The 25,175-nt window shown below is 71.3% G+C and carries 25 protein-coding genes, 1 tRNA gene, 2 pseudogenes and 1 other annotated feature; of the genes and pseudogenes, 14 read left to right on the top strand and 14 right to left on the bottom strand.

Annotated elements, in window-relative coordinates:
- Positions 1 to 77 precede the first annotated feature (77 nt).
- The 5 genes and pseudogenes from QL983_RS03955 to QL983_RS03940 all read right to left on the bottom strand — a co-directional run.
- Positions 78 to 1,259 (bottom strand): annotated as a pseudogene (locus QL983_RS03955) (Rep family protein); the annotation flags it as partial.
- Between the two features lie 342 nt (positions 1,260 to 1,601).
- Positions 1,602 to 1,849, bottom strand: a pseudogene (locus tag QL983_RS03950) (hypothetical protein).
- Positions 1,849 to 2,061: a hypothetical protein gene (locus QL983_RS11440; RefSeq protein ID WP_080555871.1), complete on the bottom strand. Its 213-nt coding sequence runs from the start codon at positions 2,059 to 2,061 to the stop codon at positions 1,849 to 1,851. Before QL983_RS11440 ends, QL983_RS03950 begins: the two are co-directional and overlap by 1 nt.
- A 181-nt stretch (positions 2,062 to 2,242) precedes the next feature.
- Entirely contained in the window at positions 2,243 to 3,679 is a 1,437-nt protein-coding gene (locus QL983_RS03945; RefSeq protein ID WP_070708917.1) for a recombinase family protein, read from the bottom strand.
- A gap of 43 nt (positions 3,680 to 3,722) precedes the next feature.
- Positions 3,723 to 3,977 carry an LLM class flavin-dependent oxidoreductase gene (locus QL983_RS03940; protein WP_100058355.1) on the bottom strand — a complete coding sequence of 85 codons (255 nt, stop codon included), beginning with the start codon at positions 3,975 to 3,977 and terminating at the stop codon, positions 3,723 to 3,725.
- A 139-nt stretch (positions 3,978 to 4,116) separates the two neighbouring features.
- Here QL983_RS03940 and QL983_RS03935 point away from each other — a divergent pair, with 139 nt between their 5' ends.
- The 3 genes from QL983_RS03935 (at position 4,117) to QL983_RS03925 (ending at position 7,362) form a co-directional block, all read left to right on the top strand.
- Positions 4,117 to 4,533: an ankyrin repeat domain-containing protein gene (locus tag QL983_RS03935; protein WP_010079207.1), complete on the top strand. Its 417-nt coding sequence runs from the start codon at positions 4,117 to 4,119 to the stop codon at positions 4,531 to 4,533.
- A 119-nt stretch (positions 4,534 to 4,652) separates the two neighbouring features.
- Positions 4,653 to 5,963 (top strand): tRNA dihydrouridine synthase DusB, encoded by a 1,311-nt coding sequence (gene dusB / locus QL983_RS03930; protein WP_119217453.1) that lies wholly within the window; start codon positions 4,653 to 4,655, stop codon positions 5,961 to 5,963.
- 121 nt (positions 5,964 to 6,084) lie between these two features.
- Positions 6,085 to 7,362, top strand: a complete 1,278-nt coding sequence (locus QL983_RS03925) for a deoxyguanosinetriphosphate triphosphohydrolase (RefSeq protein ID WP_043055193.1) — start codon at positions 6,085 to 6,087, stop codon at positions 7,360 to 7,362.
- A gap of 18 nt (positions 7,363 to 7,380) precedes the next feature.
- On the opposite strand, the gene QL983_RS03920 is transcribed toward QL983_RS03925, so the two are convergent.
- The 6 genes from QL983_RS03920 to QL983_RS03895 form a co-directional block, all read right to left on the bottom strand.
- A complete protein-coding gene (locus tag QL983_RS03920) occupies positions 7,381 to 8,535 on the bottom strand; it encodes an ABC transporter ATP-binding protein (RefSeq protein ID WP_197458565.1) in 1,155 nt (384 codons plus the stop codon).
- A 5-nt stretch (positions 8,536 to 8,540) separates the two neighbouring features.
- Complete coding sequence (locus QL983_RS03915) at positions 8,541 to 10,088, bottom strand: iron ABC transporter permease (protein ID WP_010079202.1); 1,548 nt, start codon at positions 10,086 to 10,088, stop codon at positions 8,541 to 8,543.
- A gap of 77 nt (positions 10,089 to 10,165) precedes the next feature.
- Positions 10,166 to 11,257, bottom strand: coding sequence for an iron ABC transporter substrate-binding protein (locus QL983_RS03910; RefSeq protein WP_036317448.1), 1,092 nt, complete (start codon positions 11,255 to 11,257; stop codon positions 10,166 to 10,168).
- A 106-nt stretch (positions 11,258 to 11,363) separates the two neighbouring features.
- Positions 11,364 to 12,284, bottom strand: a complete 921-nt coding sequence (locus QL983_RS03905) for an NAD-dependent deacylase (protein WP_036317446.1) — start codon at positions 12,282 to 12,284, stop codon at positions 11,364 to 11,366.
- 9 nt (positions 12,285 to 12,293) lie between these two features.
- Positions 12,294 to 13,301: an IS481 family transposase gene (locus QL983_RS03900; RefSeq protein ID WP_069941717.1), complete on the bottom strand. Its 1,008-nt coding sequence runs from the start codon at positions 13,299 to 13,301 to the stop codon at positions 12,294 to 12,296.
- 216 nt (positions 13,302 to 13,517) lie between these two features.
- On the bottom strand, positions 13,518 to 15,101 hold the full coding sequence (locus QL983_RS03895) for an anthranilate synthase component I family protein (protein ID WP_122054126.1): 1,584 nt from the start codon (positions 15,099 to 15,101) through the stop codon (positions 13,518 to 13,520).
- A 53-nt stretch (positions 15,102 to 15,154) separates the two neighbouring features.
- Here QL983_RS03895 and QL983_RS03890 point away from each other — a divergent pair, with 53 nt between their 5' ends.
- The 3 genes from QL983_RS03890 to dnaG all read left to right on the top strand — a co-directional run bounded on the left by QL983_RS03890 (position 15,155) and on the right by dnaG (position 18,165).
- A complete protein-coding gene (locus tag QL983_RS03890) occupies positions 15,155 to 15,916 on the top strand; it encodes a bile acid:sodium symporter (protein ID WP_223247518.1) in 762 nt (253 codons plus the stop codon).
- Positions 15,917 to 15,978: 62 nt separating this feature from the next.
- Positions 15,979 to 16,224 carry a hypothetical protein gene (locus tag QL983_RS03885; protein ID WP_069942019.1) on the top strand — a complete coding sequence of 82 codons (246 nt, stop codon included), beginning with the start codon at positions 15,979 to 15,981 and terminating at the stop codon, positions 16,222 to 16,224.
- Positions 16,225 to 16,254: 30 nt separating this feature from the next.
- Positions 16,255 to 18,165 (top strand): DNA primase, encoded by a 1,911-nt coding sequence (gene dnaG / locus QL983_RS03880; protein ID WP_069942016.1) that lies wholly within the window; start codon positions 16,255 to 16,257, stop codon positions 18,163 to 18,165.
- An 81-nt stretch (positions 18,166 to 18,246) separates the two neighbouring features.
- On the opposite strand, the gene QL983_RS03875 is transcribed toward dnaG, so the two are convergent.
- Complete coding sequence (locus QL983_RS03875) at positions 18,247 to 18,921, bottom strand: PepSY domain-containing protein (RefSeq protein WP_081339288.1); 675 nt, start codon at positions 18,919 to 18,921, stop codon at positions 18,247 to 18,249.
- A 206-nt stretch (positions 18,922 to 19,127) separates the two neighbouring features.
- Between QL983_RS03875 and QL983_RS03870 the strand changes: the two genes are divergently transcribed.
- Positions 19,128 to 19,199 (top strand) — tRNA-Asn (locus QL983_RS03870).
- On the opposite strand, the gene QL983_RS11435 is transcribed toward QL983_RS03870, so the two are convergent.
- Entirely contained in the window at positions 19,161 to 19,442 is a 282-nt protein-coding gene (locus tag QL983_RS11435; RefSeq protein ID WP_356767691.1) for a helix-turn-helix transcriptional regulator, read from the bottom strand. The genes QL983_RS03870 and QL983_RS11435 overlap by 39 nt on opposite strands.
- Between QL983_RS11435 and QL983_RS03865 the strand changes: the two genes are divergently transcribed.
- The 4 genes from QL983_RS03865 (at position 19,441) to QL983_RS03850 (ending at position 22,035) form a co-directional block, all read left to right on the top strand.
- Positions 19,441 to 20,335 (top strand): IS5 family transposase gene (locus QL983_RS03865; RefSeq protein WP_290151342.1). Its coding sequence is split into 2 segments (ribosomal slippage): positions 19,441 to 19,797 and positions 19,799 to 20,335, totalling 894 coding nucleotides; the frame shifts between segments, so codons are not numbered across the junction. The genes QL983_RS11435 and QL983_RS03865 overlap by 2 nt on opposite strands.
- Before the next feature lie 211 nt (positions 20,336 to 20,546).
- Positions 20,547 to 20,789, top strand: a complete 243-nt coding sequence (locus QL983_RS03860; protein ID WP_078025801.1) for a helix-turn-helix transcriptional regulator — start codon at positions 20,547 to 20,549, stop codon at positions 20,787 to 20,789.
- Positions 20,786 to 21,622: a helix-turn-helix domain-containing protein gene (locus tag QL983_RS03855; protein WP_069942015.1), complete on the top strand. Its 837-nt coding sequence runs from the start codon at positions 20,786 to 20,788 to the stop codon at positions 21,620 to 21,622. The genes QL983_RS03860 and QL983_RS03855 overlap by 4 nt, the downstream gene beginning before the upstream one ends.
- Complete coding sequence (locus QL983_RS03850) at positions 21,619 to 22,035, top strand: DUF2637 domain-containing protein (protein ID WP_170721395.1); 417 nt, start codon at positions 21,619 to 21,621, stop codon at positions 22,033 to 22,035. The genes QL983_RS03855 and QL983_RS03850 overlap by 4 nt, the downstream gene beginning before the upstream one ends.
- Positions 22,036 to 22,059: 24 nt before the next feature.
- Here QL983_RS03850 and QL983_RS03845 read toward each other — a convergent pair.
- Positions 22,060 to 23,303, bottom strand: a protein-coding gene (locus QL983_RS03845) for an IS3 family transposase (protein ID WP_088477947.1) whose coding sequence is annotated in 2 segments (ribosomal slippage) — positions 22,060 to 23,030 and positions 23,030 to 23,303 — 1,245 coding nt in all. Because the reading frame shifts where the segments join, the coding sequence is not laid out codon by codon here.
- Positions 22,900 to 23,034, bottom strand: a sequence feature (AL1L pseudoknot). Its footprint overlaps the gene before it by 135 nt.
- 57 nt (positions 23,304 to 23,360) lie before the next feature.
- Between QL983_RS03845 and QL983_RS03840 the strand changes: the two genes are divergently transcribed.
- The 3 genes from QL983_RS03840 to QL983_RS03830 form a co-directional block, all read left to right on the top strand.
- On the top strand, positions 23,361 to 23,501 hold the full coding sequence (locus tag QL983_RS03840; RefSeq protein WP_201292379.1) for a hypothetical protein: 141 nt from the start codon (positions 23,361 to 23,363) through the stop codon (positions 23,499 to 23,501).
- The gene (locus tag QL983_RS03835; RefSeq protein WP_069942017.1) at positions 23,498 to 24,244 is read left to right on the top strand and encodes a cation transporter; all 747 of its coding nucleotides are present in this window, start codon (positions 23,498 to 23,500) and stop codon (positions 24,242 to 24,244) included. Before QL983_RS03840 ends, QL983_RS03835 begins: the two co-directional genes overlap by 4 nt.
- Positions 24,245 to 24,283: 39 nt before the next feature.
- Positions 24,284 to 25,175: cation diffusion facilitator family transporter (locus QL983_RS03830; RefSeq protein WP_290151312.1), on the top strand; the 892-nt coding region annotated here is incomplete at its 3' end.

Below are 25,175 nucleotides of genomic sequence, written 5' to 3'. Positions count from 1 at the left end.
TCCCACGGTGACCGCGTCCGTGAAGGGGACGGTGTTGGCGACCGGGGAGGGTTACACCACTATCAGGGACTCAACTCGAGGTAACGATTGATGTCGTCGGCACGATAGACCTTCACGACCGAGGCCAGCCGGCGGATGAACTGGTCCAGCGCCTCGTCCACGTTGCCCTTCTGGCGGGCGTAGTAGAAGAACTCGACGGGCTCGATCGTCGCCGTGATGACGATGAGGCGCGGGGCGACCTCGCCCTTGTTCTTGTAGCGGGCCTTCGCAGGCGAGGCGTTGTACGGATCGAGCAGCAGCAGCCAGTCGTTCGCATCCATCGCCGAGGCCCGCAGATCGTCCAGCAGCAGCACTTCCTCGCCCCGCCAGTCATCAAGCGGGTTCCCCGTCGCGGCCCGGTAGACCTGCCACCGCTCGCCGTGCGCGTTCGCCGCGTTGATCGCCTCGGTAATGAAGTCCGTGGCGAACCGGGTCTTGCCGATCCCGGCATCCCCATGGACGAACACCACGTGCGTCGAGAACTCACCGGCGCGCAGCTTCGCCGCCGCCCGGTATGCGCGACGCTGGCCGTAGGCCGACAGCGCGTCGTCGATCTCCCGCTGATGCCGCGAGTAGATATCGAACAGCTCGTCCGTGAGCATGATCTGATCCCGCGTGATCTCACCTTGGAGAACGCGCTCCCGCATGTCCTCGAAGTTCTCGGCGACGATCTTCTTCTTCACGTGGGCGCGGCCCTTCAGCCACGTCTCCCGGCGCTGGGCGTCGATCCCGAGGTAGTCAGGCCCACGCACCGTGGCGACCTCCGAAGGCGCGTACTGGTGCTTGTCCGCGTACTTCACGTGCGTCAGATACGACAGCATGTTGTCGAAGGCGTACCGCCCGCGGCCAGGCTTCTCGACGTACTGGGGCTCGACGCCGATGCCGAACGCGAGCCGATCCAGCGGCGCACTCTTCGCACGGCTGGCGAACTTGATCACGGCGTGCAGGTGCTCGGGCTTCGGTTCGACCACCAGGGCCTTCTCCGTGTCACTCCAGACCTCGCGCTCGTCCTTGTCGTGCACGATGCCGTAGGCCTCGACGACCTGGCAGCCGGTGGCCTCGAGCCGCTGCACCACGTAGGCGAGGATCGCCTCGGCACCCTGCTGGAGCAGCGCGGCCCCGTTCGGGTCCTCGGCAGCCCAGGCCCAGTACGACGGATCGAGGTACTGCGTGAGCCCGATGCTCGTCGGGTTGTTCTCCTGCTTAGCCACGGCGACCACCCCCGCCGCGGGCGGCGCGGAGGGCCTCAGAGGGAGTGCGGCGCCTAAATGACCCCCTATTGACCCCCAAATGAGACCCCATATGATCCCGCGGGACCACGCGACGGAGCGAGGGCGGAACAGGCCGCTGACCAGGCATGTTGTTGCAAGGCGCGGCAATCGACAAGCCCTTGCCGCGCCCGTAGGAACGAATGGGGGTCTCGTAACTCTTGGAGTGCGAAGCACGGCTACGGGCAGCCATCACGACGACGGGCAGCCCGCCTTCGGCGGGTGCCAGGCCAGGCCCTCCGGGCGGGGTCAGGTTGGTGGGAGCGGTGCTGAGGTTGCGTGCGTCGGCGTACATCAGCGACCACCGCCCCGGCCGTAGCGCTTGATGACAGCCTGATGCGTGACGCCGAGGGCGTCGCCGATCCTGGCCCAGGTCACCCCATCGGCTCGGGCGTCGGCGACGGCGATCTCGACGGCCTTTCCAGCACAGAGCGGAGCACGCCGAGGTCGTAGAGCTGGGCCTCGGCGTCGGCGAGGGACGGGTCGCCCTGACGCCAGCGGAAGCCGGTCAAGTGATCGAAGGCGGCGGAGTTCGCGCTCATCAGCGACCACCGCCCATCACAGAGGCAACGGCGGCGCGCTGGCGCGGGGTCAGCGGAGTGAGTGCCAGGCGCTCACCGGCTCGGCGGCCAGCGGCGCGGGCGGCGGCGATGACGGGATCGTGGCCGTCTGCCTGCGGAGAAGGAGCGGAGCCCTGATCGAGGCCAGGGCGGACGAGCGCGGATGCGCGGGGAACGTCGATAACGACAGACATCGGAAGTCCTCAGACATGAGTATCTTCCGGTTCCCCGCCACGGTAATTGGGCTGTTTGACCGGCTACTCATCCGGGAGCAGAACCCCGCGCTTCTAAGTCGCGGCCCCGGTGGGATCTTCTTGTCTGCAACCATTCTTCCATGACTCGACTCACCAGTGCAATGACGAGTCGAGTCATGAGTCAGTCGCGTCTCGGCTCGATCCGCACGAGATCGGGGTCGAACTTCACGTGACCCGGCATGATGGGCTCGATGGTCACCGTCACCAGCTCGTCCACGAGCATCCGGCGACGGTCCATGTCCAACGCCTTCCACTTCGACTCGACAACCTCGCGGCGCTCCGCGGTGCCGACCGGCTCATCGACCTCCGCCAGCAGCTTCGCCGCCACCGACACCGAGCGGTCGAGCAGCTCCGCGTCGATCTCGTCGATGCGAGCCTTCACGTCGTTGATCGCCGCCGTGATCTCCAGGACCGGCTGATGGATGTCGCGCAGCAGCGGGCTCAGCTCCTTCACCCGCTCGACCAGGGCGTTCCGTTCGGTCAGCAGTTCCTCGCGATCCGGCCCGGCGGCTTCCTGCGGCATCACGAGGTCGTGCACGTCCACGGACGACAGGCGCGTGAGCACCGCCTCGGTGACCATCGCATCGACGGGCTCGCGCTGGCGGGTGAGATGGAACTGCTCGCCACAACGGTACGTCGGCTGCTTGCGGCTGTTCGTCCCCGAGACGAGCGTCGCGCCGCACTTCCCACAGAGGCCGATCGTGGACAGGAGGTACTTCGGCTGATTGCCCTGCCTCGCCGACCTCCGCACGTTGTCCTCCAGCTTCGCCACCGCGGCCCGCCACGTCTGCTCGCCGACGATGGGCGGGAACGCCTCGCCCTGCACCGGGTACAGCTCGCCGGTCTTGTAGTGGCGGATGAAGCCAGCGTAGAGCGAGTTCGCCAGCAGATACCGCACAGCATCGACGGAGAACTCCGACCCGCGGGCGGTGAGGTGGCCAGCGCTGTTCAAGTCCTCCCGGATGCGACGGATCGACAGCGACGGCTCACCGAGGAACGCATCGAAGGCCCGCCGAACTGCGGCGGCCTCCTCCTCGATCAGCTCGCCCTCCCTCGTCCAACCGAACGCCTTCCAGGTGGACGCCGGGATGCCTTCGGCGCGGCGGCGCTCGTTCGACCTGATCTGCCGCTCCGCCTTGCGTCGAGCCTCGAACCGGGCGAGAGCGGCGAGCATCGTCGCTCGGAACTCTCCGTCGGCCGTCGAGAGGTCGATCTCGCCGTCCACTGTGACGACGCGCAGGCCGAGGTCGATCAGCGTGTTGAGGTCCTTCGTGCTCCGCAGCAGTCGGTCCATGTCCACGGCGACGACCATCGAGAATCGACCTGCTCGGGCGTCGTCCAACATCTCGGCCCAGCGGGTGCCAGCTCGACGCTTCTTCGTCGCCGACACCGCGTTGTCCTCGTAGACCTCGACCACGTTCCAGTCCTTGGCCTCGGCCAATGCCCTGATCTTCCTCAGTTGTGTATCGACCGTCCAGCGGTCGCCTTTGCGGTCCATGGAGGCGCGGACGTAGGCCGCCACCTCGTTCGTCTTCCTCAGCGCTACCAGTTCGACCATGCAACCAAGCTTACGTGGACGAGTGTTGCAACCCCGACATGCGCTACCGCAGGTCGATCACGCCGGTGCCGAGGCTGATCCGCTCGGTGCGGGCGGCCATCGCGGCGAGGATCGGGAACGGCGAGGAGAACATCCGCTGGAAGTGGTGGACGCGCAGCCAGGCGCCGTCGAGCCCGGCGTCCTCGGCGGCCACGGCCATGGCGACGACGTCGTCGAGGGCCTGCCGCGCGTCCGGTTCGGCGCCGGGCCGGTGGATCCAGTGGCCGAAGTTGAGGAAGCCGAGGTGCTTGCGGGTCATGCCGGGTGCAACCGCGGGGCGGGCGGGGCTGTTCACGGTGCTCGTCTGACCGCCGGCCGGCGACATCACCTGCGGGCAGACCCGCGGAGATGTCGCTGCGGAGCGGTCGATCGCCGCGGCGTCCGCCATACTGGCGGGCATGAGCGAGCAGTGGAGCGAGAAGGACATCGAGCTGGCGAACCGGCTCTTCGACATGGCGCGGGACGGGGACACGGCCCAGCTGAAGGCATACCTGGACGCCGGGGTGAGCACGCGCCTGCGCAACCACACGGGCGACTCGTTCCTCACCCTCGCCGCCTACCACGAGCACCCGGACACCGTGGCGATGCTCATCGAGGCCGGCGCCGAGATCGAGCACGCCAACGATCGCGGCCAGCGCGCCCTGACCTGCGCCACGTTCAAACGGGATGTCGCCTCGATGCGGCATCTGCTCGCGGCCGGGGCGGACCCGGACGCGGGCACCCCCTCGGCGCGTCAGACCGCTCAGATGTTCGCCGGTGCTGACCTGCTGGCGGTGCTCGACGGCGGGGACGCGGCGCCGGCGTCGGAGGCCTGACCCGCCGGGAGGATGGTCTGCCCGTCCCGGCGGGGTGCCTCGGTGATCGCCTCCCAGCGGGCCTCGTCGTGGGGCACGGTGACGCGGGTGCCGGGCGGAATGGAAGAATGGGATCCGACATGACTTCTTCCCACACCCTCCCCGCCGCGGCGATGACCGACGCCGACGACGTTGCCGACCCTCACGCCGCGCACTACGCCAAGTCCGCCGGCGCGGGTCGACGCATCACCGACGACGACCAGCTCCACGAGGGCCGCCACCCCGCCCCGACGACGGACCGCCTGACCCTGCCCCCGCTGCGGCTGGGACCGCTGACCATCGACGTCCCCGTGGTGCTCGCCCCGATGGCCGGCATCACGAACACCGCGTTCCGGCGCCTGTGCCGGGAGTACGGCGGCGGCCTCTACGTGAACGAAATGGTCACCGCCCGGGCTCTCGTGGAGCGCAAGCCCGAGTCGATGCGGATCATCCAGCACGACCCGGACGAGGTGCCCCGCTCCGTCCAGCTCTACTCGGTGGATCCGGTCACCACCGGCGCCGCGGTGCGGATGCTGGTCGAGGAGGACCGCTGCGACCACATCGACATGAACTTCGGCTGCCCCGTGCCCAAGGTGACCCGCCGCGGCGGCGGCTCCGCCCTGCCGTGGAAGTCGGAGCTGTTCGCCTCGATCGTCAAGGCGGCCGTGACCGAGGCGGCCAAGAAGGACATCCCGGTGACCGTGAAGATGCGCCGCGGCATCGACGAGGACCACCTGACCTTCCTCGACGCCGGCCGCACGGCCCGCGACCTCGGCGTCGCCGCCGTCGCCCTCCACGGCCGCACCACCCGCCAGTTCTACTCGGGCACCGCCGTGTGGGACGACATCGCCCGGCTGCGCGAGGCCCTGCCGGACATCCCCGTGCTCGGCAACGGCGACATCTGGTCCGCGGAGGACGCCATCGCGATGGTCGAGCAGACCGGCGTGGACGGTGTCGTGATCGGCCGCGGCTGCCAGGGAAGGCCCTGGCTGTTCGGGGACCTGCAGGCCGCCTTCGAGGGCCGCCAGGACCGGTTCCAGCCGACCCTGGGCATGGTCGCGGACACGCTGTACCGCCACGCCGAGCTGCTCGTGGACACCTTCGGCGGCGACGAGACGAAGGCGCTGCGGGACATCCGCAAGCACGTGGCCTGGTACTTCAAGGGCTACCCCGTGGGCTCGGAGATCCGCACCGCGCTGTCCACCGTCCCGGACCTGGCCACGATGCGCGAGATCCTCACCCGCGTGGACCGCGACCAGCCCTACCCGGGCGAGGCCGCCGAGGGCCCCCGCGGCCGGGCCGGCGCCCCCAAGCGCCCGCACCTGCCGGACGGCTGGCTGGACTCCCGCGAGCTCAACGCCGAGCAGCAGGCCATGATCCAGGCCGCCGAGCTGGACGTCTCCGGTGGCTGAGCCCACGACGCCGGTGCCCGCCGCCGGAACGCCCGCCGCGCCGTCGTCGCACTGGACCGGCGCCGCCCACCAGCCGGTGCTGTTCGGCCCGGAAGGCCGGCCCCCGTATGCCGGCCGCGCCGTGCAGACCCCCGGCTACACGCCGTGGGACCGGGAGCGGTGGCTGCCCGAGCCGCCCAAGTCCTCCTACCGTTCGGACTTCGAGCGGGACCGTGCCCGCGTGCTGCACTCCGCGGGCCTGCGCCGGCTGGGGGCCAAGACCCAGGTGGTCGCCCCGGACGCGGACGACTTCGCCCGCACCCGCCTGACCCACTCGCTCGAGGTGGCGCAGGTGGGGCGTGAGCTCGGCCGGTCGCTGGGCTGCGACCCCGACCTCGTGGACACCGCCTGCCTGTCCCACGACCTCGGCCACCCGCCCTTCGGGCACAACGGGGAGAAGGCGCTCGACGCGCTCAGCGAGGACGTCGGCGGCTTCGAGGGCAACGCCCAGACCCTGCGCTTGCTGGCCCGCCTCGAGCAGAAGAAGCTCTTCGCGGACGGCTCCTCCGCGGGCCTGAACCTCACGCGGGCCGCCCTCGACGCCGCATGCAAGTACCCATGGACCCGTGAGGACGCCCCGCTGCGCCCGGACGGCACGCGGTCGCGCAAGTTCGGCGTCTACGAGGACGACCTGCCCGTGTTCCGCTGGTTCCGCGCCGGGGTGCCCGGCACGCGCACGTCCATGGAGGCCCAGGTCATGGACCTCGCGGACGACATCTCCTACTCCGTGCACGACGTCGAGGACGGCGTGGTCAACGCCGTGTTCCAGCTCAAGTGGCTGGCCATCCCGGAGCACCGGGAGCGCGTCGTGGAGACCACCCGCCAGTGGTACCTGCCGCACACGGACCCGGCCGAGGTCGACGCGGCCCTGGCCCGCCTCGAGGCCACCGACGTGTGGGTCTCCGAGATGGACGGCTCCCGGCGGGCGCTCGCGGCGATGAAGGACATGACGAGCCAGCTGATCGGCCGGTTCTGCAGCGCCGCCTTCGACGCCACGCGCCAGGTGTTCGGCAACGAGCCGCTGACCCGCCACGGGGCCGACGTCGTGGTGCCCGAGGAGACGGAGACCGAGATCGCCGTGATGAAGGGCATCGCGGCGGCCTACGTGATGACCGCGGAGCAGCGCCAGCCGCTCTACGCGCGGCAGCGCGAGGTGCTCGCGGAGCTCGTGGCGCTGCTGGAGGCCACGGGGGACCGGTACCTCGAGCCGATGTTCACGTTCGACTGGGCGCAGGCCCCCGACGACGCCGCCCGGCGGCGCGTGGTGATCGACCAGATCGCCTCGCTCACCGATTCGACCGCCGTCGAGTGGCATCACACCCTGGTGCAGGGCGCGGAGTTCCGGCGCGTCTGGATCTGAGGGGCCGCCCCGGGCCGGTCACTCGCCCGGGGCGACGACGGCGCACGGGCCCGCGAGCCGGACCCCGCAGGCGGCGTCGAGCGGGGGCAGCGCCCCCTCCACGCGGGCCTGGGCCCGGGTGCCGTCGGCCAGCTGGACCGTGGCCACCGAGTCGTGGCCGCGGTAGTCCACGTCCACCACGGTGGCGGGCGTCCAGACGCGCGCGGCCTCGACCCCGTCCACGTCAACGGTCGGGTCGAGGGTGCCGCGCACGTGCTCGGGGCGGACCACCACGAGGTCCCCGGGCACAGCCGTGGCCGCACGCGCCCCGTGCAGGGGCACCGGGCCGAGGGCGGTGCGCCCGATCCGCCGGCCGCCGTCGCGCTCCGGCCCGGTCACGTCCAGCAGCGGCAGCAGGGAGGCCTCCCCGACGAACGCGGCGACCCAGGCGTCGGCCGGGTGCGCGTACACCTCGTCCGGCGTGCCCAGCTGGCGCAGGCGCCCGGCCCGCATCACGGCCGCGCGGTCGGCCATGGACAGGGCCTCGGACTGGTCGTGGGTGACGAGCACGGCCGTGGCGCCGTCCTCCTTCAGCGCCTGGCGCACGTCCCGGCGCAGGCCGCTGCGCAGGGAGGCGTCGAGGGCGCCGAAGGGCTCGTCCAGCAGGATCAGCGGCGGGCGCGGGGCCATCGCCCGGGCCAGGGCCACGCGCTGCTGCTGGCCGCCGGAGAGCTCGTGCGGCATGCGCTCGCCGTGGCCGGCGAGGTCCACGAGCTCGAGGCACTCCTGGATGCGGGCCATCCGCCCGGGCCGGCGGCGGCGCAGCCCGAAGCCCACGTTCTCCGCCACGCTCAGGTGCGGGAACAGGGCGCCGTCCTGGGGCACCACGGCCACGTGCCGGCGGTGGGCGGGCACGTGCACGCGGGGCAGGGCCACCACGGAGCCGGCAAGGCTGATGCGGCCGGACTCGATGCGCTCGAAGCCGGCCAGGCAGCGCAGCAGCGTGGTCTTCCCGCAGCCGGAGGGGCCGAGCACGGCGAGCAGCTCGCCCGGCTCCAGGTCGAACTGCACGCCCTCCAGGACGGGCCCCTCCCCGTAGGAGGCGCCGAGGTCGGCCACGGACACGGCGTGGCCGACGCCGGGCCGGGGACCGGCCGGGCGGGACGCGCGGGTCGAGGCGGCGGGGGAGGGCATGGCGGTCATTCTGACACCTCGTTCGGGGTCGACGGGGCGCTCGAGCGGCCGCGCACGGCCGCGACGATCCCCGTGCGGTGGACCACCACCCACGTGGGCACCGCGGCGAGCAGCACGAGGGTGAGCGCGTAGGGGGCGGCCTCGGCGTACCGGCCCACGCTGGTGGCGTTCCACAGGCGGGTGGCGAGCGTGTCCATGCCGGTGGGCCGCAGCAGCAGCGTGGCGGGCAGCTCCTTCATGGCGGTGAGGGCCACCAGCGCGACGCCGGCGCCCACCCCCGGCAGCGCCAGCGGCAGGGTCACGCGGCGCAGCACCTCGGCGCCCGAGGAGCCCAGGGACCGGGCCGCCTCCTCGAGGGCAGGGGAGGACTGGGCGACGGCCCCGGCCACCGACGTGACCGCCAGCGGCAGGAACAGGGTGGCGTAGGCGAAGGCCACCATCCACGTGGTCTGGTAGAGCGCCGGGACCAGGGAGACCCCGAGGAACACGAGGGAGAGCCCCACGACGACGCCGGGCAGCCCGTGCGCGAGGAACGCGGCGCGCTCGGCGATCCGGGAGACGCGCCCCGGGTGGCGGGCGGCGAGGATGCCGATCGGCAGGGCGAGGGCGAGGGTGAGCGCCGCGCCCGCGCCCGCCAGGACCACGGAGCCGGAGACGGCGTCGAGCCAGCGGTCCCGGACGGCGGACAGGGACGTGCCCTCGCCCATCCAGCGGACCAGGCTCACCGCGGGCACGCCCAGCGCGGCGCCCGTGACCACGGCGAGGAGCCCGGTGCCGACCCAGCGGGACCGGCCCAGCCGGTGCACGCTGACCCGGCGGACCGTGCGACCGGAGCGGACGCCGTCGTCGGCCCGGCGGGTGCGGGACTCGCCCCAGAGCACCAGCACCGTCAGCAGCACGAGCACGGTGGCCAGGGTGAGGGCGAGCTGCCGGTTGAAGCCCACCTCGAGCGCCGTGAAGATCGCCCGGGTGAAGGTGTCCAAGCGCAGGATGGCCACGGCGCCGAAGTCGGAGAGCACGTAGAGGGCCACCAGCAGGGCGCCGCCGGCGATCGCCGGGCGCACTTGGGCGAGCGTGACGGTGAACAGCGTGGCGGCGGGGCCGCGGCCGAGCGAGCGGGCCACGTCCTCCTGGCCGGGGTCGATGCGGGAGAGCGCGGCCGCCACCGGCAGGTATACGTACGGGTACGTGTAGAGGGTCATCACCGTCACCGCGGCCCAGAACCCCTCGAAGCGCCCCGCCTCCACGCCGGGCAGCAGGTCCGAGACGGACACCCACGTGAACGCCGCCACGTAGGAGGGCACGGCCAGCGGCAGCGCCAGCAGGACGGCCAGCAGGCCGCGGCCGGGCGTGTCGGTGCGGGTGACGAGCCAGGCGGCGCCCACGCCGATCACCAGGCACAGCGCGGTCACCACGGCGGTGAGCGCGAGCGAGGTGGCGGCCAGGGCGCCCACGCGCGGGCTCACGACGGCGTCCAGCCAGGGGCCGAACCCGCCCTGGGCGGTGCGCAGGAACAGGTAGCCGATGGGGACGAGCGCGACCGCCGCGGCCACGAGGGCCGCGGCGGTCAGCGCCGCGGGAGCGCGCCGTCCGCGCGTGCGGCGGACGGCCGGCTCCGGTGCTCGGGGGGTCAGAGCAGGCCCGCCTCCTGGATCATCTGGATGGTGGTCTGGAGGTCGTCCAGGTCGTTGAGGTCCACGTCGGGGGCCTTGACCTCGGAGAGCTCCGGGAAGCCGGCCGGCTGCTCCACGCCCTCCACGAGCGGGTACTCGCCGGTCTCCTCGGCGAAGTACGACTGACCGTCCTCGGAGAGAAGGTACTCCACGAGGGCGGCGGCGTCGCCGTCCTCCTGCTCGCCCACCAGGCCCATGCCGGACACGTTCACCAGCGAGCCGAGGTCGCCGTCGGGGAAGAAGTGCAGGGACGCGCCCAGCTCCTCCGGGGCGACGCCCTTCTCCCGGGCCAGCTCGAACAGGTAGTAGTGGTTGACCAGGCCGGTGTCCAGGGTGCCGGCGTCCACGTCGGCGAGGATCTCGCCGTTCTTCTCGCGGCGCTGCGGGTCGTTGGCGGCGAAGTCCTCGAGCCAGGTCCGGGCCTCGTCCTCGCCCTTCTGCAGGCGAAGGGCGGTGACGAACGTCTGGAAGGACGCGTTGGTGGGGGCGACGCCGACGCGGCCCTTCCACTTCGGATCGGTCAGCTCGTCGACCGACGTCGGGAGGTCGGCCTCGGGGACCTTCTCCTCGTTGTAGGCCAGCACGCGGACGCGGCCGGTCAGGCCGACCCAGTCGCCCTCGTCGTCCCGGTAGGTCTCGGGCACGCGGTCCAGGGTCTCCTGGGCGAGGGGCGTGAACAGGCCCTCCTTGGCGACGGCGCCGAGCGCGCCCGCATCCTGGGAGAGGAACACGTCGGCGGGGGAGCCCTCGCCCTCCTCGATCAGCTGCGCGGCCATGGCGGGGGTCTTGTCGTAGCGGACCTCCACCTCGATGCCGGTCTCGTCGGTGAACTCGTCCAGGATCGGCTGGACGAGGTCCTCGCTGCGGCCCGAGTACAGGGTGACCTTCTTGTCCGACTCGGCGGCGGAGGCGGAGCCGGACGCCGCGCCGGACGCGGAGTCCGAGCCGGAGCCGCCGGTGCCGCCGGCGCAGGCGGTCAGGGCGAGCAGCAGCGTGGCGGACACGGCCGAGAGGCGGACACCACGCGAGAGGGCGCGGGACTGGGGCATGGCAATCTCGATTCGGGAGGAGTGGCGGGGGCGGCGCCGCGGGCCAGGGGTTCCTGGCGGGCCGGCAAGGGGAGCCTATTAAGTCATGCGTGTGTTGTCTATTGCGTCACCATGTGACGTGCCTCGCAGTCGACAAGGCCCCCGACGGCCCGGGCCAGACGCCGGCGACGAGCGCGGGCAGCACCGCCCCGGCCGAGCCGCGCAGCGCGTGCGTCACCGCGCCGCTCAGCTCGGTCTTCACGGGGTTCACCTCGACGACGGCGACCCCGGCTCCCAGCGCCACGAACGGCAGGGACGCGGCCGGCTGGATCAGGCCCGAGGTGCCGACGACGAGGGCCAGGTCGCAGCGCTCCAGCGCCTCGTAGGCGCGCTCCCACGGCTCCTGCGGCAGCATCTCGCCGAACCACACCACGCCCGGCCGGATCCGTCCCGTCCCGCACGCCGGGCACGCCGGCGGCGCCTCACGCAGCATCGCCTCCAGGTCCGCCTCCGAGCCGGCCGCGTCCACGTCCGAGGGCGCGCCCGGGTCCACGTCCGCCGGGGCCCCGCACTCGGCGCAGCGGTGTTCGAACAGCGAGCCGTGCAGGTGCGCGAGCACGCGGGCGCCGGCCCGCTCGTGCAGGTCGTCCACGTTCTGGGTGACCACCTCCAGGTCGGGTGTGCGGCGCTGCCAGGCGGCGACGGCGTCGTGCCCCGGATTCGGTCGGCGGGCCCGCACCATCCGGGCACGCCACCGGTACCAGGACCACACGAGCGCGGGATCGGCGAGGAACGCCTCCTCCGTGGCGAGCTGTTCCGCGGAGAAGCGCTCCCACAGGCCGGTCTGGGCGTCACGGAACGTGGGGATGCCGGACTCGGCGCTCATCCCCGCCCCGGAGAGCACCACGGGACGCTCGGCGGCGGCCACGAGCGCGCGGACGGCGTCCAGCGCGCCAGGGTCGAGGTCGGGAGCGGAGGCGGCGAGGACGGGAGCGGAGGCGGCGAGGACGGGGGCGGAGGCGGCGAGGACGGGGTGCGGATCGGCCATGTCCCCAGCCTAGGTGTAGGAGGGCATGACGTTGTTGACTCGGGTCGGTGCCAGTGAGGCCGGAGGAGCGTCTCCGCAGGAGGTATGAGGCCGATGGTAGTTGTAGTGGTTCACCCACACCTGCAGGGCCTCACGCCGAGCTTGCTCTGAGGAGTACGGGCGGGCGTAGAGGACCTCGTCCACCATCAGCCGGTTGTACCGCTCGACCTTCCCGTTATGGCGCGGGGTGTAGGGTCGGATCCGGTGATGCCGGCCCCCGAGCGAGACCACCTTCGCGGTGAAGTCCACGGCCCGGTAGTTGTTCCCGTTGTCCGTGATCACCCGGTCCACGGTGATGCCGTGGGCGGCGAAGAACGCCCTCGCCCGGCAGAAGAACCCGATCGTGGTCACCGTCCGCTCGTCCTCCAACGCCTCGGTGTAGGCCAGGCGGGTGAACCCGTCGATCGCCGAGTGCAGGTAGGTGTAGCCGACCCGCCGGCCAGGCCCGCGCTTGGAAGCACGGCCTGCTTCACTGTCACGTCCGTGGGTGCGCCAACCGCCCCCGTCTGGGATCTTCCCGATCTTCTTCACATCCAGGTGCACCATGTGCCCCGGCCCTCTCGCGGTGATCTTCTGGGGTCGTTGGCGCAGGTCTTCTCCGGCCGGGGTCAGGTCCCGTAGGCGGGAGATCCCGAGTCGGTGCAGCCACCGTCCCACGGTACGAAGACACACCCGGTGGCCCTCGGAGACGAGGTGGTGATGGATGCGCCGTGCGGACCACTTGCGCTCCCGCCGCAGGGCGTGGATCTGGGCCACCAGGACCGGATCGAGCTGGGCAGGTGAACGGTGCGGCCGGCTGGGCAGGTCCTGAAGGCCGGCTTCTCCCTGGGCGCGGTAGCGGGCCACCCAGGTGGCCACCGTGGGCCGGCTCACCCGGAACTCGGCGGCCACGTGTGCCTGCGGGATCCCGTCGTGCAGGTGGCGGTGGACCATCCTGAGTCGGCCGGTGGGGGTCAGGGGTGCGTTAGCGTGAGTCATGAGTGGGTCTTTTCGGGCAGGTGGGTGGTGTAGGAACTTCCATCCTGCGGGAGAGGCCCACTCGTCTCATCTCAGCCGGCGCCTCGTGGCAAGAACCTCATGACCCACAACACCTAGGCAGGCGGCACGGGTGGGCGCCCCCCTCGTCCGGGGGCGGTTTGCGGCGTTATTCCGTCGGAATACCGCCGAATATCGCCCCCGGACCACGGTGTGGGGTCAGGCGACGTCGGGCGCCGTCGTCGGCACGCCCGTTCCGGCGGCGCGGGCGAGGGCCCGGCGCAGGCCGCGGGCCTTGAGGAGGACCTCGTCGTGCTCGGCGGCCGGGTCCGAGTCCGCGACGATCGCCCCGCCGGCCCCCACGGACCAGCGGCCCCCGGCAAGCACGGCCGTGCGGATCACGACGGACAACGACGTCGTCCCGTCCGCGCTCAACATCCCCAGCGCCCCGGAGTAGACCCCGCGCGGGGAGGCCTCCCACGCGGCCAGCAGCTCGACGCTGCGTCGCTTCGGCGCGCCCGTCATCGACCCGCCCGGGAACAGCGACCGCACCACATCCACGGGTTCGACGCCGGCCCGTGCCGTGCCCGTGACCGTGGAGACGAGCTGGTGGACGCTCGCGTAGCTCTCCACCGCCATGAGGGAGGGGACTTCGACAGAGCCGGGCTCGCACACCCGCGAGAGGTCGTTGCGCAGCAGGTCCACGATCATGAGGTTCTCGGCGCGCGTCTTGGGGTCGGCGGCGAGCGCGCGGGCGGCCTCGGCGTCCGCGACCGGGTCGGCCAGGCGGGCGGCGGTGCCCTTGATCGGCTTGGTGCTGTACCGGCCCGCGCGCCCGGCGAGGAACCGCTCCGGTGAGGCCGAGACCACGGCCCACCGGCGGGCGCCCGTGCCGTGCTCCAGCAGCGCCGCATACGGGGCCGGCTGGTGCGCGGCGAGCTCGTGAAAGAGGACCAGCGGGTCCACGCGCAGCCCGGGATCGGCGTCGAAGCGGGTGGTCAGGCACAGCTCGTAGGAGTCGCCGGCGTGCAGCGCGGCGCGGCAGCGGGCGATCTGTTCGGCGTACGCCGCCCGGTCCTCGCGCCACGTGCCCGGCGCCTCCTCGTCGGCCTGTGGTCCCGGGCCGGCGTCCCGCGGCGGGGGCACGACGACGTCGCCCGACGCCGTCTCGAGAGCGCGGCGGGCCGCGGCGAGGGCGCGGCGCACGTCCGCCGCCCAGCGGTCGGCCCCGGTCTCCGCGGCGGTCGGAGCGAGGGAGACGACGCAGCAGTGCAGCACCCCGGCCGCGTGGTCCGCCACCACGTAGCGGGACGGGCGCACCCAGAACTGCGCGGGCAGGGATGCGGGGTCCCCGGGTCGGGGTGAGGGCGGTGTCACCCCCAGATCCGCCAGGCCGAGCTCGTAGCCGAGCCAGCCGACCAGGCCGCCGCGCAGCGGCAGCCCCTCGCCGCCGACCACCGGCCGGGGCGCGGCCGCGGCCGCGAGGTCGGCCCACGCGCGGTCCGGATCGGCAGGGTCGTCGTGCCGGACCAGCCGCGGGCCGGGGGAGGGCGTGCGGCCCTGCTCCTCGCCGAGCACGTCCAGGCCGTCTCCGGCCACGGACCAGCGGGCCTCGGCCGGGTCCGGCAGGGCCGAGTCCAGCCAGAACGACGCCGCCCCGCGCACGACGGCGTGCGCGTAGACCGCCGCCACGGCGGTCGCCGCCGTGTGTCCGGCCGCCGCGAGCGCCGCGGCGTCGAGCGTGCGCACGGCCACGTGCAACGGGGTGGCAGCGGCCACGGACGGTGCGGGGGCGGTGGGCATGGCCCCCAGCGTAGGGGTCAGCCCCCGCCCGGATCGCTCCGTACGCTGGCGGCATGCCGTCCTCCCCGCCCCGCCGCGCCCTGGTCGCCGCGCTGCTCGTGGGCGTGCTCCTCGTGCTGCTGGCCCCGTGCGTGGACTACGTCATCGCGTTCACCGCGCTCGCGGGCGGGGCGGCCGAGCGGCTGCTGGCGGCGGCTCCGCTGCTCATGCTCGTCCAGCTGGTCGTGCTGCCCGTGCTGCTGCGCGTCGTCGCCGGCGAGGCTGCCGTGGCCGCGGTCGACGTCGGGCCCTTCGTCCGTGCGCTGGTCCTGCTGATCCTGGCGCCGCTCGCGCTCGCGGCGCTGCTCCAGTGGGGCACGGCGCGCGGCCGCGGCGGGGTGCGCCGCACGGCAGCCGGGGTGGTGCGCGGGTGCACGGCGGCGATGGTCCCGCTCATGGTCGTCACGCTGTTCACGGTGGTCGCCTCCCAGATCCGCGGGGTGGGGGAGCGGTTGCCCGCACTGGCCGCCGTCGTGCCCCTGTTCGCGGCGTTCGCCGCCGTGATGGTGGCCCTCGGCGTGGTGGCTGCGCGGTGGGCGCGTCTCGACGTGCCCGCAGGACGGGCGCTCGTGTTCTCGGGCGTGACGCGGAACTCCCTGGTCGTGCTGCCGCTGGCGTTGGCCCTGCCGGCGAGCCTGGACCCGGCCCCGCTCGTGGTGGTGACGCAGACGCTCGTGGAGCTCGGGGCGATGGTGAGCCTCGTCCGGCTGGTGCCCCGGCTGCTGCCGCTGCACGGGCAGTCCGCGGGGGCGGGCGCGGGTCGAACCGTGACCTGACCGCCCAGAATGTTGCCTTACCGTGACCGGAATCACGGTCCCGGGTGGCTATGGTGGGCGACATGAGCCTCTCGTTCGTGTCCTCGGCGCGCCGCCGTCACGGCGGCCTGGCGTCGGCCGCGCTGTTCCATCCGCTGGTCGAGGCGGCCACCGGCGCACTGCCCGTCATCGACCCCGCCACCGGGCGCCCCGCGTCCGAGGGAGTGGACGCGGCGCGGACCGAAGCGTCCCGCGCGGCAGGGACCGGTCCTGCACAGGCCGCAGCGGAGACCGAGCCATCCACGCAGGCCGGTTCCGCTCGGGGCTGACCGCTCCGCCCCCTCCCTAGAATGGTCCGCATGGCTGGACTGATCGTGCGCAAGGACATCGACCTCGTCCGCGAGCGCACGGATCTGAAGGCCGTCGTGGAGGAGTTCGTCACCCTGCGCTCGGCAGGCGTGGGCTCATTCAAGGGGCTGTGCCCGTTCCACGACGAGCGGACGCCGTCGTTCCACGTGCGCCCCGGCGTGGGCACCTACCACTGCTTCGGCTGCGGCGCGCACGGGGACGTCATCAGCTTCCTCATGGAACTCGAGCACACCACGTTCACGGAGACCGTGGAGCGGCTGGCGTCCCGCGTGGGGGTGGAGCTGCACTACGAGGACGGCGGCACCGGCCCGGACAAGGCGGAGACGGGGCGCCGTCGTCGCCTGTTCGAGGCGAACAAGGTGGCGGACGAGTTCTTCCGTCGGGCCCTCGGCTCGCCCGAGGCCCAGGCCGCCCGCGACTTCCTCACCCAGCGCGGGTTCACGCAGGAGCACGCGGTGCAGTTCGGCCTCGGGTACGCCCCGCAGGGGTGGTCGCATCTGCTGGACCACCTCCGGCAGCGCGGCTTCCGGGACGAGGAGCTGCGCGCCTCCGGGCTGGTGTCCGAGGGACAGCGCGGCCTGTACGACCGGTTCCGCGGCCGCCTGCTCTGGCCCATCCGGGACATGACCGGCGCGACCATCGGCTTCGGCGCCCGCAAGCTCTACGACGACGATCCCGGCCCCAAGTACCTGAACACCCCCGAGACGCCGCTCTACAAGAAGTCCCAGGTGCTCTACGGCATCGACCTGGCCAAGCGCACGATCGCCAAGGAACGCCAGCTGGTGCTCGTCGAGGGCTACACGGACGTGATGGCGGCCCACCTGGCCGGCGTCGGCACGGCCGTGGCCACGTGCGGCACCGCGTTCGGCGCGGACCACATCAAGGTGGCCCGCCGCCTGATCTCCGACGACGGCACGGGCGGCGAGGTGATCTTCACCTTCGACGGCGACGAGGCCGGGCAGAAGGCCGCCCTCAAGGCGTTCGACGAGGACCACCGCTTCCTCGCCAAGACGTTCGTGGCCGTGGAGCCCAGCGGCATGGACCCGTGCGACCTGCGCATGCAGAAGGGCGACGAGGCCGTGCGCGCGCTCATCGCCTCGCGGCGGCCGCTCTTCGAATTCGCGATCCGGGCGGGGCTGAAGGACTACGACCTGAACACCGTCGAGGGCCGCGCCGGCGCCCTGCGCCACGCCGCGCCGATCGTGGCGGGCATCAAGGACGCCGTCCTGCGTCCCGGCTACGAGCGGGAGCTGGCCGGCTGGCTCGGCCTGGACCCGAACGCCGTGCACCGCGCCGTGGCCGCGGCCGGGCGCGCGCCGCGGCGGGGGCCCGAGCCCGAGGCACGGCCGGCCCCGGCGGACGACGGGCAGGCGATCGGGCCCACGGGCCGCCACGGGGAGGCCGCCGCCCCGGCGCCGAAGATCGTGGTGCCGGTGGATCCGCGCGACCCCGTCGCCCGTCGGGAGCGGGAGTCCCTCGAGGTGGTGCTGCAGCATCCGACCCTGCTCTCCGCAGAGCAGTGGACCGCGCTGTACGCCGCCCGCTTCACGGTCCCGCAGTACGCCGCCGTCCACCAGGGCGTGAAGATGGCCGGGTCGGCGGGGGCGACGCCGCAGCGCTGGGTGGACGCCGTGCGGGACGCCGTGCCCCAGGAGGTGGCCGGCGTCGTCTCCGAGCTGGCCGTCCGCGACCTGCCCGCCCGCACTCCCGAGGATGTGGACCGGTACTGCCGGGACATCATGAACCGCCTGTTCGCCCTGCAGATCGTGCACCGCAAGGAGGAGCTGCTCGGGCGCCTGCAGCGGCTCGGCCCCGAGGGCGACCCCGCCGAGTTCACCCGCCTCAACAGCGAGCTCATGGAACTGGAGGCGCGCCGCCGGGCCCTCCGAGCCGACGACTGACCCCCACCCGTTTTCGTTCGGGAAACGGCGGCTCCAGGCGCGTTTTCGTTCGGGAAACGGCGGCCCGTCGGCCGCGCGGCGTCAGCGCTCGTCGACCGTGAGCACCTCGCCGGACGTGGCGTCGATCTCGACCTCGGGGCCGTCGGAGCCGTCCTCGCGATCGAACCCGACCTCCCACTGGAGGGTGCCGTTGTCGTCCTCCAGGTCCATCTCGTCCAGGGTCACCCCGTCACGGCCCTCCCGGGCGGTGTCGAGTGCCTGCTGGGCGGTGACCTCGGCGTCCTTCGCCTTCTGGACGTCCTCGAGATCCGACTCGCGGTCGGTCTCGGTGATGTCGCCGTCGGCGGTGACGTCCAGCTCCTTCACCTCCTCGCCCACCACGACGTCGACCTCCCAGGTCGTGTCGTCATCGTTGGCGTCCACCTCGACGATGATGCCGTCGCCGTGCTTCTCCAGGACCGCGTCGATCACCGCGTAGGCGGGGTCGTCGGCCTGGCCGGTGCCCGAGCCGCTGCTGGCCGCGGCGGCCGTCGACGACGCCGACGTCGACGAGGCCGACGACGACGCCGAGGCCGACGTGGTCGAGGCGTCGTCCGTGGCGGGGGTGCTCGCCACTGCCGAGGAGGCGTCGACCTCCGGCGAGACGGAGCCGTCGTCGCCGTTGTCGGCCGTGGTGCCGCAAGCCGCGAGGGCGAGCGCGGCCAGCACGCCCGTGCCGGTCAGGGCGGTCTTACGCGTGAGGGTCGTGATGGTCATGGACACGTCTCTCCTTCGGGTCCGTTCCTGATGATTCTGGGGATGTCCTCGCACGGTAGGCCTGCCGGAGCCGTGCCTGGCAAGGGCCGCCGGTCCCCGGGGGCGGGCAGGGCGACGACGGCGCCCCGCGGCCGGGTGGCACGCGGGCGGGGGCTCTGGTAGAGTTCCATCCGTTGTCCGAACGGCTCCGGCGGTTCGCGGCACATTCCCCCGTAGCTCAACGGCAGAGCATTCGACTGTTAATCGAAGGGTTGTTGGTTCGAATCCAACCGGGGGAGCCGAGCAGAGGCCCCTGCACCGACCATGTCGGTGTGGGGGCTTCTTCGTGCCTGGAGGATGACCGGGCCGAGCAGCTCCGCGAGCGTGATGTCGAAGACCTCCGCGATGGTGGCCAGCTCCTCCAACGTAAAGGCCACCCGCGCGCGAAGCCGGTGTGAGATGCCGCTCTGTGAGACGCCGAGCGCTGCTGCTAGGGCGTGTCTGAGAATAGATGCACGAGTCAGCTGAGACCCTGGGGGCATGTCCCGGTTCCAGATGCTCTCCGACGCCCAATGGGAGTTGATCGCCCCGATGCTCCCGACCCGGACCGGCCGCGCCGGCAGGCCGTTCGCCGACGCCCGCACCATGGTGGAGGCCATCATCTACCGATACCGGTGCGGAATCGCTTGGAGGGATCTGCCCGAGGTCTACGGGCCCTGGCAGACCGTGTGGACCTGGCATCGGCGCTTGGCCGAAAAAGGCACCTGGGACACGGTGCTGGCCACGCTGACCGCCGCCGCTGACGCCGAAGGCCTGATCGATTGGTCGGTCTCGGTGGACTCCACGATCGCCCGCGCCCACCAGCACGCGACGAGCATCACCCGCCACACAGGGGGATGGATCGAACTACAAGAATCCGCGTGAGGAGCCGGCCGATCACGGCATCGGGCGCTCCCGTGGCGGGCTGAGCACGAAGATCCATCAGCTCGTCGATGGGACCGGACTGCCGCTGGTCAGCCTGATCACCCCCGGCCAGGCAGGGGACTCCCCGATGCTGCTTCCTCTTCTGGCGCAGCTGCGCGTGACCCGGCCAGTAGGGCGGCCCCGGACCCGCCCCGAGGCCGTGCTGGGCGATAAGGCGTACTCCTCCCGGGCGATCCGCACCCACCTACGCGCCCGTGGGATCAAAGCGGTCATCCCCGAACCGGCCGACCAGCAGGGCCACCGCAGACGGCGCGGTGCCCGCGGCGGGCGCCCCGTCAGCCTCGACGTGGACGCCTACAAGGGCCGCAACGTCATCGAGCGTCAGTACGCTCACCTGAAGCAGTGGCGGGGTCTGGCGACCCGGTATGACAAGTACGCGATCATCTACAGGGCCGCTGTGGTCCTGAATGCTGTGATCGCATGGTCCAAACGATTGTCAGACATGCCCTAGGTCTGCCTGGCGTTTGCCGGAGCGGGCGAGCCAAGCACGCACCTCTGCGGCGACCATCGAATTGAAATCCGAGCCGCTCTCCTCGTTCGAGTTCGTCATGGGCAAGACCCTATGGCTCAGGCGAACGGCGCACAAGGTCAGAGAAAAAAAGTTGCGATGACCGCAAGGCGAGGGCTGGGCAGATATGCGTACAGCGCATACAGTGTGGGCCATGAGCAATCACACCCGTTGTGTCAGGTCGAACCTGGCAGCCGAAATCAGTAGACGAGACCTAACCCAGGCCCGCGCAGCGGCACTGGCCGGTCTCACCCCGGACGGTCTTTCCAAGCGGATGTCCGGGCAGGTCGAATTCCGCCTAGGCGAGCTGCTGGAGCTCGCCCGTGTCCTGGGCGTGCCGTTCGCGACGTTGGTAGCCGGCATCGATGCTGCAGATGAACAGCTGGCCGAGGCATGAACGGCTATTCACTTCAGCTGGCCTACACCCCAGAGGCGGCGCGAGAAGTCACAGACCAGATCAAGACCGGCCTGGAGTCCGTGTACCACCTGATCCGGTCCGCGTATCGGGGGCGGGCTTGGGAAGTTCTGGGGTACCGGAGCTGGGACGAGTACGTGACTCGGGAGTTCGGCAACTTGCATCTTCGGCCGCCGCTGGAAAAGCGACAGGACATCGTGCTGTCCCTCCGTGAGGTGGGGATGAGTACTCGGGCGATCGCATCCGCGACACAGATCAGTGAGGCCACGGTGCGGCGGGAGCTTAAGCACGCAGGTGCGTCAAAAGACGCACCTGGACGTGCACTGGCCTCCGTCGTCGGGGTCGACGGGAAGACCTACGAGGCCACGAGGCCCGCTCGCATTGGAAACCTCGAGCCCTCCATGGGGGTCCGAGGTGGTCAAAGTGACGTTGATGCGGTCTTGGACATGCCGGCCGAGGACTTCGGGATCGAGCCGCTGGACTTGGTCCGGCACGACGAGGAACAGAAGGGCCGCGCGCGTCGTGTTCTGACTGCGTTCAACGGATCGGGTGCCGCTGCGGTGCCAGCGCTGATCAAGGCGGCTACCCCGGTGGCCTCGCTGGTGTCGCCCGCGACGGGCAAGGCGCTGGTCGAGGACGAGGACCTTCACGGGGTCGTGTGGGACTCAGTGCGGTGCGTGCGGACGCTGGCGCACGTGATCCGGTCCGTGGGCCATGTGGACGGTCAGTCCCAGGCGGAGATCCGGTCGACGCTGCGGGATGCGGTGGACGACCTGGACGAGGTGCTGAAGAAGATCGAGGAGGGCACGCGATGAGCGCGCAGCAGATGTGGGAGGCCCGAACGTCTGGGCCCAAAAGGGCGGAAGCCCCGAGCAGCGGCCAGGCTGTCGGGGCTTCCGAAAACGCTCAATCCGAGACGGTGCACATTCCAAAGAACACGCTGGTCGAGCACTCGCAGGATAGCACCGGTACGCGGCCCACGGGCAGTGGGATTCGGTCGCTTCCGCGCCGGGTGAACCCGAACGATGGCCGGTTCATCCGGGCCGTGGTGGCCGGGACCGCTGTGGCCGGTCTGGTGGCGTTCTCCATCTCGTTCGCGGCGCTTTACGAGGTCGCGGCGTGGCTGGGGCTGCCGCCGTTCATGCATTGGGCAGTGCCGGTCTTCATCGACCTGGCGATCCTCGTCTACGCGGGCTCCGTCCTGGTGCACGAGTCCCGAGGGGAGTGAAGCGTCCCGGGTTTCGTGCCGCTCCTATGTGGGTGCCAGCTCTCGGTTGAGGGCGGCGTAGTAGGCAGTCTCGTACTCGGCCGGGGTGGTCATAGCCAGGGACGAGTGGAGCCTTCGATTGTTGTACCACTCGACCCATCCGGCGGTGGCGTACTCGACGTCGGCGATGGTCTTGTACGGGCCGTTGTGGAAGATCGTGGTGGTGATGCACTCGGTCTTGTACAAGCCGATGACGCATTCCATGAGCGCGTTGTCATACGCATCGGCGACGGTCCCGATGGACGCGGCGATGCCCTCGGCGGCCAGGTGCTCGGCGAAGCGAAGGCTCGTGTACTGCGACCCGGCATCGCTGTGCGCGATCAGCTCGCCGGGCTGCACAGGGTGCCCGTGCCGGTCACGGTCCCACAACGCGATCCGCAGCGGGGTCAGGACCAGCGGGGTCGTCTTGGCCGTCGCGGCATGCCAGGCGAGGATTCTCTGCGAGTAGCAGTCCAGCACGAACGCGACGTATACGAAGCCCGCCCACGTGCGCACATAGGTGAAGTCCGCGACCCACTTCGTGTTCGGCGCGGCCGCGGTGAAGTCTCGATTGAGCAGGTCACCGGCACGGCAGCCGTCCTTGGCCGGGACGGTGGTGCGCACTGGCCTGCCTCGACGCACACCGTTCATCCCCGCAACCCGCATGAGCCGGTCCACACGACCGGCGCCGACCTGGTGACCTTCTCGACGCAGCCACGCGGTCATCTTCCGACGCCCGTACAGCCCTTCCGGGGTGCCGACAAGGTCGTGCAGGACGTTGAGCAGGACCGCGTCGGACGTGTCACGAGCCGACGCGCTGCGGCGGCGCCACGCCCGGTAGGTGCGTGCGGCGATCTGACAGCCCTCCTGACGGAGCACCCTGCAGATCGACTCGACCGCATGCCCCTTGGCGCGCATCTGATCGATGAATCCCATGATCATCGGTTGCGGGGGTCGAGCTCCCCCGCGAAGAAAATCGAGGCCTTGCGCAGGATCTCGTTGTCCTCCCGCAATCGCTTGACCTCGCCGCGCAGGCGCTTGAGCTCGGCCAGGTCATCGCTGGTCGGCCCGTCCTTGAGGCCGGCGTCGACGCGGTGCTGACAGACCCAGCGGCGCAAGGTCTCGCGCCCCACGTCGACCTTCGGCGACACCAAAGCCACGGCCTTCGTGACTGACCCGGCTTCCTCGACACGGTCCAGGACCATCCGCACCGCGCGGTCCTTCACCTCGGGATCGAACTTCTTCGGCATGAACAACATCCTCTCGAACTCGAAAGGAAGCGGCATCGCACCCGGGACGCTTCACTGGTGACCACTACCGCCGAGGGCCGCAACGTCTGGTACGCCCTGGCCGACCCCCGGCTGGGCCAGACCCTTGGGGAGCTGCTGAAGTTGACGCTGACCATCGACCCGGATTGCTGCTCCGCTGCGGGATGCACCTGCGCATGAGCACCCTCACGCTGAGCTCCAAGCCCCTCACGGACGACCGCCGTGCGGTCCTGCACCGCCGGATCCGCTGGATCGTGGCCGGAACCATCACCTACAACGTGATCGAGGCGGCCATCGCCCTGGCCGCCGGCACCGTGGCCTCGTCCTCCGCGTTGATCGGCTTCGGCTTGGACTCCATCGTGGAGGTCCTCTCCGCCGCCGCGGTGGCCTGGCAGTTCGCCACCCCGGACCCGCACCGCCGGGAGAAGGTGGCGCTGCGCCTGATCGCCTTCTCCTTCTTCGGCTTGGCCGCCTTCATCACCGTCGACGCCGTGCGCACCCTGTTCGGGGCCGGGCAACCGGAGCATTCCACGGTGGGGATCGTGCTGGCCGCCGTGAGCTTGGCCATCATGCCGTTCGTGTCCTGGTTCGAGCGGCGCACTGGCCGCGAACTCGGGTCCGCCTCCGCGGTGGCCGACTCCAAACAGACCCTGATCTGCACCTACCTCTCGGCGGTCCTGCTGGTGGGCCTGGTCCTCAACAGCACCCTGGGCTGGACCTGGGCCGACCCAGTCGCGGCCCTGGTGATCGCCGCCGTCGCCCTCAAGGAAGGGGTGGAGGCCTGGCGCGGGGATGCCTGCTGCACCCCCGCCTCCGCGCTGATCGCCGGGGACCAGAACGAGAAGGACGGCGATGGCTGCGGGGCGGATTGCGCCTGCTGTGCGCATTCAGCGTGCCTTCAGTATCGCCGGACAGGATGGTGACGTTCAGCTGATGATTCATCGAGTGGAAGAGACCCTGGTATGAGCGGACACGATCACTCCCATGCTCTTCCGGCGGCGGGCCGGCGGGGCCGGCTGGCCGTGGTCTTCTCCATCACCGCGACGATCATGGTCGCCGAGGTCATCGGCGCGCTGGCTTCGGGCAGTCTGGCCCTGCTGGCCGACGCCGGGCACATGTTTACTGACTCAGCCGGGTTGCTGATCGCCCTGACCGCCACGACCCTGGCGCTGCGCCCGGCCACGGACAAGCGCACCTGGGGGTACAAGCGCGCCGAGATCATCGCCGCGGCCGCGCAGGCCGCGGTGCTGCTGGCCGTGGGCGGCTTCGTAGCCGTGGAGGGCGTACGCCGGCTCATCGAACCCCCCGAGGTCGAATCCACCGCGATGCTCTGGTTCGGGGTGATCGGTTTGGCTGGCAACCTCATCGGTCTGGCGATCCTGGCCTCTTCCCGAGGTGAGAACCTGAACATGAAGGCCGCGTTCCTGGAGGTACTCAACGACGCCCTGGGATCGGTCGCAGTGATCGTTTCGGCGATCGTGATCGCCACCACCGGCTGGAATCGCGCCGATGCGGTGGTGTCCCTGTTGATCGCCGCACTGATCGTGCCCAGAGCCCTGATCCTGCTTCGCGACACCATCGACGTACTCATGGAGACCACCCCCAAGGGCTTGGACCTGGAGGCGGTCCGCATCCGGCTATCGGAGCTGCCGCACGTGCTGGAGGTCCATGACCTGCACGCTTCACGCATCGACTCCGACACCCCCGTGCTCTCCGCGCACGTCACCGTGCACAACGGCTGCCTGACCGCCGCGCACCTGGGCACTGTGCTGACCGACCTGCAACGGTGCGTGGCCCAGGATTTCCAAGTACCCATCGAACACTCCACCTTCCAAATCGAACCGGCCACCCACC

Source organism: Micrococcus sp. APC 4021 (genome assembly GCF_030407635.1).
In the GTDB taxonomy this organism is placed as follows: domain Bacteria; phylum Actinomycetota; class Actinomycetes; order Actinomycetales; family Micrococcaceae; genus Micrococcus; species Micrococcus luteus.
Note: the sequence above shows the minus strand (reverse complement) of the source record. Positions and strands in the feature narration are given on the sequence as shown.

Bases quoted from the DNA above. Each gene is read 5' to 3' on its own strand.
- QL983_RS03940 (WP_100058355.1), bottom strand. From the start codon at position 3,977: ATGACCCGCAAGCACCTCGGCTTCCTCAACTTCGGCCACTGGATCCAC.
- QL983_RS03860 (WP_078025801.1), top strand. From the start codon at position 20,547: ATGAGCAATCACACCCGTTGTGTCAGGTCGAACCTGGCAGCCGAAATC.
- dnaG (WP_069942016.1), top strand. From the start codon at position 16,255: ATGGCTGGACTGATCGTGCGCAAGGACATCGACCTCGTCCGCGAGCGC.
- QL983_RS03935 (WP_010079207.1), top strand. From the start codon at position 4,117: ATGAGCGAGCAGTGGAGCGAGAAGGACATCGAGCTGGCGAACCGGCTC.
- QL983_RS03875 (WP_081339288.1), bottom strand. From the start codon at position 18,921: ATGACCATCACGACCCTCACGCGTAAGACCGCCCTGACCGGCACGGGC.
- dusB (WP_119217453.1), top strand. From the start codon at position 4,653: ATGACTTCTTCCCACACCCTCCCCGCCGCGGCGATGACCGACGCCGAC.
- QL983_RS03900 (WP_069941717.1), bottom strand. From the start codon at position 13,301: ATGACTCACGCTAACGCACCCCTGACCCCCACCGGCCGACTCAGGATG.
- QL983_RS03895 (WP_122054126.1), bottom strand. From the start codon at position 15,101: ATGCCCACCGCCCCCGCACCGTCCGTGGCCGCTGCCACCCCGTTGCAC.
- QL983_RS11435 (WP_356767691.1), bottom strand. From the start codon at position 19,442: ATGCCCCCAGGGTCTCAGCTGACTCGTGCATCTATTCTCAGACACGCC.
- QL983_RS03890 (WP_223247518.1), top strand. From the start codon at position 15,155: ATGCCGTCCTCCCCGCCCCGCCGCGCCCTGGTCGCCGCGCTGCTCGTG.
- QL983_RS03885 (WP_069942019.1), top strand. From the start codon at position 15,979: ATGAGCCTCTCGTTCGTGTCCTCGGCGCGCCGCCGTCACGGCGGCCTG.
- QL983_RS03945 (WP_070708917.1), bottom strand. From the start codon at position 3,679: ATGGTCGAACTGGTAGCGCTGAGGAAGACGAACGAGGTGGCGGCCTAC.
- QL983_RS03835 (WP_069942017.1), top strand. From the start codon at position 23,498: ATGAGCACCCTCACGCTGAGCTCCAAGCCCCTCACGGACGACCGCCGT.
- QL983_RS03850 (WP_170721395.1), top strand. From the start codon at position 21,619: ATGAGCGCGCAGCAGATGTGGGAGGCCCGAACGTCTGGGCCCAAAAGG.
- QL983_RS03855 (WP_069942015.1), top strand. From the start codon at position 20,786: ATGAACGGCTATTCACTTCAGCTGGCCTACACCCCAGAGGCGGCGCGA.
- QL983_RS03905 (WP_036317446.1), bottom strand. From the start codon at position 12,284: ATGGCCGATCCGCACCCCGTCCTCGCCGCCTCCGCCCCCGTCCTCGCC.
- QL983_RS03910 (WP_036317448.1), bottom strand. From the start codon at position 11,257: ATGCCCCAGTCCCGCGCCCTCTCGCGTGGTGTCCGCCTCTCGGCCGTG.
- QL983_RS11440 (WP_080555871.1), bottom strand. From the start codon at position 2,061: ATGTCTGTCGTTATCGACGTTCCCCGCGCATCCGCGCTCGTCCGCCCT.
- QL983_RS03920 (WP_197458565.1), bottom strand. From the start codon at position 8,535: ATGCCCTCCCCCGCCGCCTCGACCCGCGCGTCCCGCCCGGCCGGTCCC.